Below are 236 nucleotides of genomic sequence, written 5' to 3' on the forward strand. Positions count from 1 at the left end.
ATATTAAGCGTGAGCTTTCAGTTCCTCAAGCGCTTCTTCTACGTGGTCTTTCACCTTGACTTTTCGCCATTCTTTCACAAGCGTTCCTTCTTTATTTATAAGAAACGTTGAACGTTCAATGCCCATGTATTCTTTGCCAAAGTTCTTTTTCAGCTTCCATACCCCAAAGGCTTCAGACAATTTCTGTTCATCGTCTACAAGAAGCAGGAACGGTAAATCATGTTTTTCTTTAAACT

General features: G+C 39.0%; 1 protein-coding gene. It reads right to left on the bottom strand.

Annotated features, from left to right (window positions below):
• Positions 1-3: 3 nt before the first annotated feature.
• Positions 4-236, bottom strand: a 233-nt coding sequence (locus SB775_RS33810; RefSeq protein ID WP_410865665.1) for a peroxiredoxin, incomplete at its 5' end; no start/stop codon positions are given.

It is taken from the genome of Peribacillus sp. SIMBA_075 (assembly GCF_046534585.1).